Raw genomic sequence first — 10,950 nt, 5'->3', positions numbered from 1 at the left:
CTCTCATCCCACCCCTAAAGGGGGTGCTATCGCACCGTAGTGGACTTTCCCGTTCGGAAAATCTGTAATAGCTCATAGGATTAAGGGTGGCTGAAAAAAAGATTCGAGACTTAAAGCTTTTTCCTGCCTGTTTAATCAAATGAGAGGGATCCAGACAAAACTGTTTAATTCGCACATCATTTTTTCGATTTCAGCATATAAAATGAACCGTTCATCATATAATCTGGTGATTCTTTGCCAATTTTGGGCAACGAAAAAAGTTTCAAGCAGTAAGTCTGATTCTCCTGCTCTAATGAGTTCATTTTCAGCATGTTCAATGAACTCTGCCACCAACTGATTCAATTCCTCGAGCGGCTCCTCAAACTCCATAGTTTTTGATGAACCAACCTGTTTTCTTAATTGAATAAAATAGTTATTAAGACGTTTGGATATATCACCTAATGAATGATTTTTTTCTTTAAATTCCCTTTTCAACTGAAGAAAAGGTGATTTTTCCAATGTCGCAGAGAATATATCCCGTCCTCGATCCACGAGATTATGTGCCTCATCGACAAGAAGGATGGTTTTCCTTTTTTGTTCATCGAACAGTTTTTTCAATGAGACTTTTGGATCAAATATATAATTATAATCGCATATGACCGCATCTGCGGCATATGCCAGGTCCAATGAAAACTCAAAAGGGCAGACTCTATGTTTTTTGGCATATTTTTCAATGCAGCTTCTATCCAGAATTGCTTCCTTGCGGAGGATATCAAGCACTGCATCGATTTATCCTGTCATAATATCCATTTGCATATTCACAATCGTTCTTGTTGCACTTTCCCTCACTGGTAAAACACACCTTAGCTTTTGCGGTGATTGTCACCGTCCTTATTTCCAAGCCTTTTTTTATCATAAGACTGAACGCTTCCTCCGCGGTTTGCCTTGTTGTTGTTTTGGCAGTTAAATAAAATAACTTCCTAATTCGTTCCTCCCTTATTGCCTTAACTGCAGGAAATATCGTTGAAATGGTTTTGCCAATCCCAGTCGGTGCATTGGCAAATAACGTCCTTCCTTCCGTGACTGTCTTATAGACGGCCCCAGCAAGCTGTCGCTGGCCCTGCCGATATCGTGGAAATGGAAAGTTCAGCTTTTTTATGCTCAGATCCCTTTTCAAACCATGTTCCACCTGCAATCGGGCATATGGTGCAAAATTTGCGATCATTTCTCTAACGGAATCTTCTAATTCAACTAAGGAAAATGTTCTTGTGAAAAACTTCTTGTCACCAGAAATTTTGTGAACATAAGTCAGCCGGAGATCTATCTGGTCTTTCCCCTGTTCCTTTAAAAACATAAAGCCATAGCATTGTGCTTGCGCCCAGTGAGCAGGATTTGTTCGCTCATCCATACTCTCCAAAGGCAAAGACGTCGACTTAATTTCTTCAATCGTGATATTATACTCTCCCGAAAAAAGCAATCCGTCACAACGGCCTTCAAGCAGAAATAAAAGATTCTCAAATTCCATTTCTGCTTTTAAAAAAACTTCACTTCGATCCCTCTTTTAATACGTTTTTTGGATTTCCCGATGGATCCTTGAGCCTTCAGAGAAAGAGGATGCGGATTTAAAACCCAATTCAATGCTTCCGGTTTTAAATACATATTCAGCCAGTACCCTTACCGGAATTTTTATTATCTTCTTCATCCTGTTCACTCCCTGCTTAACCTTCTATTCCATTATAGTACATATGTTCTCTATGATTCAATCAAAAAAAACCGCCCAGCAAGACCTGGAACGGATTTATTTCTAATTTACCAATGTCGTGTATCTTCAAGCAAACTGTCAATTTCAATCTGGCTCAGTGAAAAACGTAAATCATCGTCAGCCTTTTCCGTTGTTTCTTCTAACAGCTCGTCAATATCCGTGCTAATTCTTCCCATACCGAACCTCCTCAGTCAATAAGACGATCGATTGTCCATGCGGGCTTCATGAATATAGTTCGGTTTTTATTTGAGGGGTCTGGGGGTTAATGAACGCAGTAAAAATTTTCCCAAGTCATTGCTACATTTTTTAACACCGTAATTAAATTTGAAAGAAGTGTCTTTGATTTATTAAAAACAAAAAGGCCTAAATTAGGCCTTTTTGATAGTTATTCATGCTGGAGGTAAAATTGGCGGCATGCTCGCTGCCATAGCACTTGTCTGTAATGCTGTTACCATCTTTTTCATACAATTTCCTCCTCAATTAATTTTTTCTATATATTTTACTGCTTGATCAAATCTTCCCATCTTTCGATAGTGATTTGATAGCATTTTGTAAAACCAAATTAATTCTTCACTTTTGCCATCACTTTTTTCAAGAAATGGTATCACCAAGGTTTCAGAGTAGTCTAACGATTTTTCTGGAGCATCCCAAGTCAGTAAATAATAATTTGCTAATAATCTATACTTTCGATTTTCTGTGTCTTTAGATAATTCGTATACTTCCTCAAAAGCTTTCCTTGCTTTTTCTTTATTTTGCAGCTCATATTGGATTTCTCCGATTGAAAAGAGAGTAATGAGATAGTGTTGTGTTCCTTTAGTTTGTAAAGACAAGCTTTTCTCAAAGAAGAAAATCGCCTTTTTATAGTTTTTAAGCTTTTTTTGAAGATATGCCATATTGTGATATATTTCAGGTAATAATTTCTTTTCCTGTAAAATTTCTGCGTTTCTGATGAGATTTTTATAGCAATCTTCGGCTTCTTCATAGATCTTAGAATTGGTGTAGTTGATACCAAGCAACATCAACGCATGCAAAATTCTTTTAAAATTATGTTGTTCCATGAATTCTTGCAGTGCCATCTTCCCATAATAAATAGCGTAACCTAAATCTTCTGGAGAAGTTTTAGCCAAAGCACGATGATAAAGTAATTCTCCATCCGGTATGTCAAACTTTGATCCCTTACCAATAGTGTCTAAGATCTTATCTGCTTTCTTATATATTCTCTTCTTTAATAACATTACAGCATGCAGATAGGAAAATAAAGTCATTTGAGGTTGGGAAAATATTTTCTTTTGTTTCTTCAATGATTCATATTGTTCATGGGCTTCGGTAAATCTGTGCTTGAAAATCAAATACCTAAATTTGGTAAGTTCATATGTATGTAAATAGGTCGTGAATGGAATAATTTCTTCGAATTGCTTTCCTAATTGCATAATTGTATCTGCTTCTTCCTCTTGTATAAAATCGATTTTTTCATTTAGTTCTTTAATTAGCTGCTTAATCTGTTCTTCATTTTTTGTGATGGATACCAGGTTGACGCCCAGCCTTTCGAGGAGGAGGCTCATTGTTTCGCCATTCGCTTCTTTTGAGTTGCTTTCAATTTTGCTTAAATGTGAAACTGAACATATGCCTTTAGCCAGTTCCGTTTGTGTTAGCCCATGCCGGATTCTGTAAAATTTGATTAATGGTCCAAATTGCATACGTTCACCTACTGTTTTCTTATTAATCTACCACCTTTTCCAGAAATTAAAACTGTCCAAAAGTACTATTTTTAAAAAATTCTATATTTTAAAAATTATACCTTCAGATAATACTGTAAATAAAAAAATAAAGCCACTGGAATCAATCTTTTCATCCAGATGGCTTTCAAGTGTAAGCATTTAAATTATTTTACCCGAGAGAAACCGAATCCGGATGCGTAGTCATCACCTGTGCTAGCTCCTGTTCCTCCTTTAATGTCATAAAGTTTTGCCCGCCTTTGGATTTCCGAACGAAGTTGGGCGTTGCTCCATGATTTATTCGAAGACCATAGTTTCGCAGCAAGTCCAGAAACATGCGGAGTTGCCATGGAAGTTCCGCTCATAGTCGTATAGTTGCCATCTACTGCAGTAGAATAAATTCCGCCGCCAGGTGCTGCAACTTCAACATCCTTTTCCTGAATATAATAATCCCCATCAGTATTTGGGTTGCCACGAGAAGAAAAGTCGGATACTTTATAGGTACCATTTACAAATGTATTATCAAGTGATGCAACAGCAATTGCATTCGTAAGTGCACCTGGATACCCGATTGTATTGGCACTCGGACCACTGTTTCCAGCTGCAGCAACCACTAAAGCACCTTTGCTGTATGCATAGTCAACTGCGCTTGCAATCATCGAATCTTTGCCGCTAGATCCTAAAGACATGGAGATGACAACCCGCGTTCCGGTTCGGACACCTTCATCAGCAGCATGACGGATTGCTCCAGCGATATCATCAGAATACCCAGATCCATTGTCTCCAAGAACCTTATATCCCCATAGTTCAGCTTCCGGTGCTACACCGTAAACCCCAGCACCATCATAACCTCCATTCGCTACGGCCGTTCCGGCAACGTGTGTACCATGTCCTTGGCGGTCAGTACAAGACCCATCGACCAGTGAAGAGGAAGATTGGGTAAAGTCCTTACACTGTTCAACATTGTCTGTCAAATCAATGTGATCTCGGTTGATGCCTGTGTCCAGAACAGCTACCTTGATTCCGTCTCCACCACTAGTTGATTGGATATAGTTATCGTTATAGACTGCTTGAATGCCCCATGGTGTCTGGTCGGATGGGTAGGATGCCTGGACAGTATAGTCACCCTTGCCTTTCCCCTTTCCATTGCTATTTCCTTCGACTCGGCCATCGACTGTATACATACCAACTTGAGAGATTTCGATATTCTTATTTTTCAACAATGCCTGATATTGCTTGCTGTTCACTTCAGTCGTAAAACCTTGTTTTCCAAATTCCCACCGTTTGCCGTATTGTCCTTTCACTTTTGCTTTTTCTGCACTCGGACCCTGAATTAACACTCGGTAAGTATCCTGACTTTCCTGTGTACCGGCGCCAAAAGCACCTGTTGCGAACATGGAAATACCCATTGCCAAACTAAGTACAGCGGCTCCGAACACTCTTTTCTTCTTCATCCTTATGCTCCTCTCCTCTTAAAAAATTTGCAGCATGCCAGGCTACACTATTAGTATATTTCAAATTTTCTGTTTTCAGCAAGCCCGCATAGTTGGGAAAAAAGCAGAGCACTACTCTTTTCCCATTAGGAGAAATATATAATATATAGTCCATTTATAAATTCCGCTCTCACTTCTACCTTTCAAAATACCATTTTAAAGAATTTCTAAGCTAGTAATAAAATGGAATGAAAAAATAGCTAACTCCGCATCAACTATTAAGAAAACTCATTATCAGCGATTGTACGCGCAAGGAATGAAGAAGAAAAAAGCTTCCAAAGCTCTTCATAGATCTAAAAAATTCTTTTCTATGATAATTCTGGTCCACAACAAATATCGGCATGTGGATAACGTTTAGAAAAGAATCAAGGCTGGATGCAGAACATCCAGCCTTCTTTTAATCTTTGGCTACTTTTGCAATTGCTTCAATCGCCTTCTGAATTTGATCCTCACTTACATCGTAATGAGTAACGAAACGCACAAGGGTTGGACCAAAAGTTCCAGAAATTACTCCTTCTGACCGCAGTTTTTTCACAAATTCCTCAGAGGTGATATTTAAATCTGTAACATCGGCGACTACAATATTTGTTTCTGGCTGCCTAGCCAGTTTCATCCCTGGAATCGATTCGATTCCTTCTGCGAGAATCCTGGCATTCCATTGATCTTCTCCAAGCCGATCTTTCATTTTCGTCAAAGCTATTAATCCTGGCGCAGCGATGATACCAGCCTGTCTCATTCCGCCACCTAATCGTTTTCTCCATTTTCTTGCTGTTTTAATAAAATCGGAACTTCCTGCAATAATGGAACCAATTGGGGCTCCTAATCCCTTTGAAAGACATATTTGAACTGTATCCGTGTATTTAGCAAATTCCTTTACATCGACTCCCGCTGCAGCCGCAGCATTGAATAATCTGGCACCATCGAGATGAACAGGTACATTATTTGCTTTTGCGGTATTGTAAACTGCTTCCATGTTTTCAACTGGGATAACTGCCCCTCCCGCCCTATTATGGGTATTTTCGAGGCAAATCAATCCTGTTTCGGGATAATGGATATCTTCTGTACGGATGGCGTTTAGAACATCGTTTGGATCCATAGCCCCTTTTTTTCCTGCGATTGTCCTCGTTTGGACTCCAGCAAGTGCAGCTACTGCTCCTGATTCGTAATAAAAAATATGGGATTCTTCTTCAAGCAACAGTTCCTGACCCGGACGGCAATGAGTAAGTACCGCAATTTGATTTCCCTGTGTTCCACTAGTAACAAATAACGCTTTTTCTTTTCCAAGTATCTCAGCAGCAGTTTCTTCTAGTTCATTAACAGTGGGATCTTCCTGATATACATCATCACCCACTTCTGCAGCATACATTGCTCTGCGCATTTCATCAGTCGGTTTGGTAACGGTATCACTTCGTAAATCGATCATTCTTATTCCTCATTTCTATGTAAATTTTACAATTTTCCCCTTTTGCGTTTTTCTACTTTTTCGTTGCGTGGAAAAATTTCATTATTTGGACAAATATCATATGTTGGTTAAATTTAACATAATTTTCCGCAGAACACAATGAAAAAAATTCTTGTTCGTGGAAAATTTAGATATTTCTATTTCTTCAGCGTAATTTATTTTTTTGCACTTTCAGCGTACGGCTTCCAATATTTTTTTCGATTCCATCAAAAAGAATAAAAGGTCTTTCTTGGGTAGAAACAGGATAATAACTTCGGTTATCTTATCCATTTCGTAATGATGATTTTTGTTCCGACACCAACCGTTGAGTCAATATCAAAAGTATCCATTAACCTTTTCACTCCAGGAAGGCCTGCACCAAGTCCGCCAGATGTTGAATAGCCATCTTGCAATACCATCCTGATATCATTAATTCCTGTTCCATTATCAGCAGCTATAATTTTGATTCCTTTTCTGCCGTTTTCATGCAATATCTCTATCGTGATCTGACCGCTGCCTGCATACAAATATATATTCCTGGCAAGTTCAGAAATTGCTGTCGTGATCCTTGCCTGATCGACCCCTCCAAATTGAAGCTTTTTTGAAACTTCTCTCCCTTTTTGCCGAGCAAGTACTATATCGAATTCATTTTTTATATTTACTAAAATCGATTCGGTCATGTGGTTAAACCTCTAACAACTGACTTAATATCGAAATGCCCTGTTCCAGATCCAGAGCGGTATGGACATTATCCAATGTAATGCCCAATTCGATCAAAGTTATGGCTACTGCTGGCTGTATGCCTGTAACAACGGACTTTGTTCCCATCAAGCTTGTCATTACGATAACATCGCCCAAAACCTTTGCTATGAAGGAATCAACCATATCAACAGAAGTAAGATCGATCACAACACCTTTTGCACTTGTAGCTTTAATTTTATCCAACAAATCCTCCTGAAAGGTCAATACAGTCTGGTCATCCAATTCAACTTGGATAGAAACCAGCAGATAATCTTTTAATTTTAAGATCGGGATCCTCACTTTATATGCCTCCAAGTCGTAAACTAACAAGAAATCTTTTTGACTTAAAAAAGATTTTAATTGGATTATACGTTATGTAAGATATGCTTTACAAATTAAAAGCAGTATTTATAGTACTAAAGTGTAAGTTACTCATGATAAAACAATAAAATAAAAAAACCTCCCCTAAAGGAGGTTTCCAGCACCAAAATTACGGATAACGAGTTAAAAAGTAGTTTTTGCACCAAGGTAACGAGCTTTCCAGTAAGAGTTATTCATATCACTAATTTCTACTCCTCTAGAGGACCCGGCATGAATAAATTTGCCATTGCCAAGATAAATGCCTGCATGTGATGGACCAGTTTTATATGTTTCATAAAATACTAGGTCTCCTACACGTGGGGAGGAAACAGATTTAGTTGCGTCCCAAATGGAAGATACTGTTCTTGGAATAGAAATTCCTGCTTTATTATAGACATAGTTCAGAAATCCAGAACAATCAAATCCAGATGGAGAGCTACCAGCCCAAACGTATGGCACTCCCAAGTATTTTTTTGATTCTGCAATCAATCTATTCACCTGTGAAGTGGAGCCGTATGTTGCAACTACAGGTGCAGATGCAGTTGACACTTTTGTTGCAATCGGAGTGGCAACAGTTCCTGATAATCTCAATACTTGCCCCGGAAAAATAAGGTCTGATTTAAGATTATTGATCGATTTCAACTTCGACACCGTTTGTTGATGGCGAGAAGCAATCGTTGACAAATTATCACCGCTACGGACTGTGTATGTATTCGATGTACTTGCAGGCACGACTGAAGCAGGCTGAGCAGCCGTATCAGAAACCTTTAATTTTTGACCAGGATAAAGAACATCAGAAGATAATCGATTGAGAGATTTTAAGGTACTGATCGACATTCCGTTTGATTTTGCAATCCCCCATAAAGTGTCCCCTGACTTTACAATATAGCCGTCTACACTCGCACTTTGAGCGGCAGTATTGGAGTGACCATGTGGGGCCTGGACGGAAAGTTTTTGATTTACATAGATTGTCGAATTTGATAGATCATTCCATTTTTGAAGATCATTCACCGCAACATTGTATGTGTTAGAAAGCTTCCATAAAGAATCTCCAGATTGTACCGTGTATACTTTTTCATGTGCACTAGCAGAACCATTGAATGATGTAAATAAAATGCCAGCTGTTGCAGCTACCGTCAGAATTTGTTTTTTCATGTTGAGCAACTCCCTTTGATTTCGTTTACAAATTAATAGTAGAGTTTCTCAAACTAGTTTTGAATCTATAAATATTGGTTTACAAGGAATAGTTTTCCTGTGATCATTCATTCGTTCTCTTCTCAAACTATTCAATAAACCTTTTATTTACAGGCTATACAGTCTATATTTTTCACTTTTATTTTTTTGTTGTAATGTTCTTGCAACAAAAGCTTAACTTCATTGTAATGTAATCTAACTATGTAACTATTCCTATTTTGAGTGTAAGACAAGAGGAAAAAGGACTAATAACATGGCAATCTCGTAACATTTTATAAAATAACGCAGAACGGCCCGCTAAATTTCAGCGGGCCGTTCTGCATTTCCTGTTAGAGATTTCGCTTAATTAATTGTTCTGTCATTTGGTCAACCTTTTGCCCATTTCCTTCTTGCTTAGCGGCTGCAGCAATTTGATTGATCATATTACTGCTCTCAGGATCAGTCGCATTTTGAGCATGGTCAACAGAAGTATTGTTTGTTTTTTGAGAATTCGGCATGCCTGAGGTTATTTCTTTGGCGAACTCCGTTAATCCGGCAGATATGGGCTGGTTTTGCGAATTTCCAGTGCTTGTGTTCTGAAAAAGCTGCCTCATTCCATTTCCCATTCTATTTCGGAAAGCAAATGCGGCTGCGGCACTTGCTACAACACCCATAACTGAAAACGTCATGGAGCGTGATTTCTTGCGTTTATACCCAAACATCTTCAGTAAAGATTGAAGAATATTCGACTTCATCAACCCAGACATCCAAGCAGTTCGATTCATCGAAAGCACCCCTTTATAATTTAGAGGAGAAAAAATATCCCCTCCTCTCTTTAGTATTAGGCATTGGACATTCAATATACGGGAAAAGTTCTTCATTCTTTTTGTTGCTATCATGTAACATTCCTTACATGCAAACCTACCCGCCTATTTTATAATGTAGGAATAAAACGATAAAAGCAGGTGATGAAAGTGCAAAATACAGGAAATGGTCATTCCACAAACAGTTCATTAGCTGAACTGGATTTTAACATAAATCCTTTTATTGTTATTTGGGAAGTAACTAGAGCTTGTCAGTTAAAATGTATCCACTGCCGGGCTGATGCACAAAACAAGCCTGATCCTATGGAGTTAAGTCCTGAGGAAGGACTGAAGCTTATCGATCAAATTCATGAAATGGGCAACCCTATGCTTGTGTTTACAGGCGGCGACTGCATGATGCGAGAAGATCTATTCGAACTGGCTGAATATGCGGTGAAGAAGGGCATGCGCGTCTCGATGACACCAAGTGCTACTGAAAATGTTACAAAAGAAAAAATGCTACGAGCCAAGGAAGTTGGTTTATCCAGATGGGCTTTCAGCCTTGACGGACCAACTCCAGAGATACATGATCATTTTCGTGGTACTCCAGGGTCATTCCATCTGACAATTGAAAAAGTCAAATATTTAAATGAATTAAAAATGCCGCTGCAGCTTAATACTGTCATCTCACGTTATAATTATGATCATTTAGAACAAATGGCGGAACTGATGAAAGAACTAAAAGTTGTGATGTGGTACATATTCCTTTTGGTTCCTACCGGCAGAGGTCAGCTAGATGCCTGCTTGACACCTGCAGAGCATGAAAAAGTGTTCCGTTGGCTGTACGAAGTAAGTAAGACTGCTCCATATGATATTAAAACAACAGCAGCTCAGCATTACCGCAGGGTTGTATTCCAACAAAAAGCCAAAGAACATCGCGTGAACAAAGATGAAATTCGTTATGAAGACACATTAACAAAAGATATGGCTTCCGTCGTCGATGGCCTGAAACGCGCCCCAAAAGGTGTCAATGATGGCAATGGATTTGTTTTCATTTCTCACACAGGAGATGTGATGCCATCCGGATTGCTGCCTTTAGTTGGCGGAAATGTTCGGGAGAAACCTTTGGCGGAGATTTATCGACACTCTCCGATCTTCAAGAATCTCCGAAGTCCTGATCAATACAAAGGAAAATGCGGTGTTTGCGAATTCCGTTATGTCTGTGGGGGTTCCCGTTCACGAACCTATGCAGTCACAGGAGACTACATGGAAAGCGAGCCATTCTGTGTCTATATCCCGGAAGTTTTTCGCAAAGGAAAAAATCGTTAATAATATTGCCTGAAAGCTCCGGTTTAAGGAGCTTTCTTTATAAAAATCCATCGAATTCCTTTAGTGAAATATTGATCCTTTTATGACATCTTTTTTTCTGTGACATAAAGCATGGAAAAAGATAGCTTCCAACCTATACAATATAGGTAACGAA

General features: G+C 38.8%; 12 protein-coding genes. 1 reads left to right on the top strand and 11 read right to left on the bottom strand.

The window, feature by feature from the left end:
* Positions 1-135: 135 nt before the first annotated feature.
* From UB32_RS19085 to UB32_RS14415, 11 genes are all read right to left on the bottom strand, one after another.
* On the bottom strand, positions 136-759 hold the full coding sequence (locus tag UB32_RS19085) for a hypothetical protein (protein WP_052807052.1): 624 nt from the start codon (positions 757-759) through the stop codon (positions 136-138).
* Positions 752-1,504, bottom strand: coding sequence for a DEAD/DEAH box helicase (locus UB32_RS19080; protein ID WP_052807051.1), 753 nt, complete (start codon positions 1,502-1,504; stop codon positions 752-754). Before UB32_RS19080 ends, UB32_RS19085 begins: the two co-directional genes overlap by 8 nt.
* A 36-nt stretch (positions 1,505-1,540) precedes the next feature.
* A complete protein-coding gene (locus UB32_RS20065) occupies positions 1,541-1,681 on the bottom strand; it encodes a hypothetical protein (RefSeq protein WP_157841633.1) in 141 nt (46 codons plus the stop codon).
* A gap of 107 nt (positions 1,682-1,788) precedes the next feature.
* Positions 1,789-1,917 carry a hypothetical protein gene (locus UB32_RS20730; protein ID WP_277813889.1) on the bottom strand — a complete coding sequence of 43 codons (129 nt, stop codon included), beginning with the start codon at positions 1,915-1,917 and terminating at the stop codon, positions 1,789-1,791.
* Between the two features lie 300 nt (positions 1,918-2,217).
* Positions 2,218-3,438: a tetratricopeptide repeat protein gene (locus tag UB32_RS14445; RefSeq protein WP_044394795.1), complete on the bottom strand. Its 1,221-nt coding sequence runs from the start codon at positions 3,436-3,438 to the stop codon at positions 2,218-2,220.
* A 185-nt stretch (positions 3,439-3,623) separates the two neighbouring features.
* The gene (locus tag UB32_RS14440) at positions 3,624-4,910 is read right to left on the bottom strand and encodes a S8 family peptidase (protein ID WP_044394793.1); all 1,287 of its coding nucleotides are present in this window, start codon (positions 4,908-4,910) and stop codon (positions 3,624-3,626) included.
* Between the two features lie 436 nt (positions 4,911-5,346).
* Positions 5,347-6,372: a low-specificity L-threonine aldolase gene (gene ltaE / locus UB32_RS14435; RefSeq protein ID WP_044394791.1), complete on the bottom strand. Its 1,026-nt coding sequence runs from the start codon at positions 6,370-6,372 to the stop codon at positions 5,347-5,349.
* 296 nt (positions 6,373-6,668) lie between these two features.
* Positions 6,669-7,070: an anti-sigma regulatory factor gene (locus tag UB32_RS14430; RefSeq protein ID WP_044394788.1), complete on the bottom strand. Its 402-nt coding sequence runs from the start codon at positions 7,068-7,070 to the stop codon at positions 6,669-6,671.
* Between the two features lie 4 nt (positions 7,071-7,074).
* On the bottom strand, positions 7,075-7,431 hold the full coding sequence (locus UB32_RS14425; RefSeq protein ID WP_044394785.1) for an STAS domain-containing protein: 357 nt from the start codon (positions 7,429-7,431) through the stop codon (positions 7,075-7,077).
* A gap of 204 nt (positions 7,432-7,635) precedes the next feature.
* Positions 7,636-8,646 (bottom strand): LysM peptidoglycan-binding domain-containing protein, encoded by a 1,011-nt coding sequence (locus tag UB32_RS14420; protein WP_044394782.1) that lies wholly within the window; start codon positions 8,644-8,646, stop codon positions 7,636-7,638.
* Between the two features lie 368 nt (positions 8,647-9,014).
* Positions 9,015-9,449 carry a hypothetical protein gene (locus UB32_RS14415; RefSeq protein WP_044394779.1) on the bottom strand — a complete coding sequence of 145 codons (435 nt, stop codon included), beginning with the start codon at positions 9,447-9,449 and terminating at the stop codon, positions 9,015-9,017.
* A gap of 189 nt (positions 9,450-9,638) precedes the next feature.
* On the opposite strand from UB32_RS14415, the gene UB32_RS14410 reads away from it, so the two are divergent.
* Positions 9,639-10,796, top strand: a complete 1,158-nt coding sequence (locus tag UB32_RS14410) for a TIGR04053 family radical SAM/SPASM domain-containing protein (protein WP_431305973.1) — start codon at positions 9,639-9,641, stop codon at positions 10,794-10,796.
* Positions 10,797-10,950 lie beyond the last annotated feature (154 nt).

The sequence above is a fragment of the Mesobacillus subterraneus genome (assembly GCF_000934845.1).
GTDB lineage: Bacteria > Bacillota > Bacilli > Bacillales > Cytobacillaceae > Mesobacillus > Mesobacillus stamsii.
Note: the sequence above shows the minus strand (reverse complement) of the source record. Positions and strands in the feature narration are given on the sequence as shown.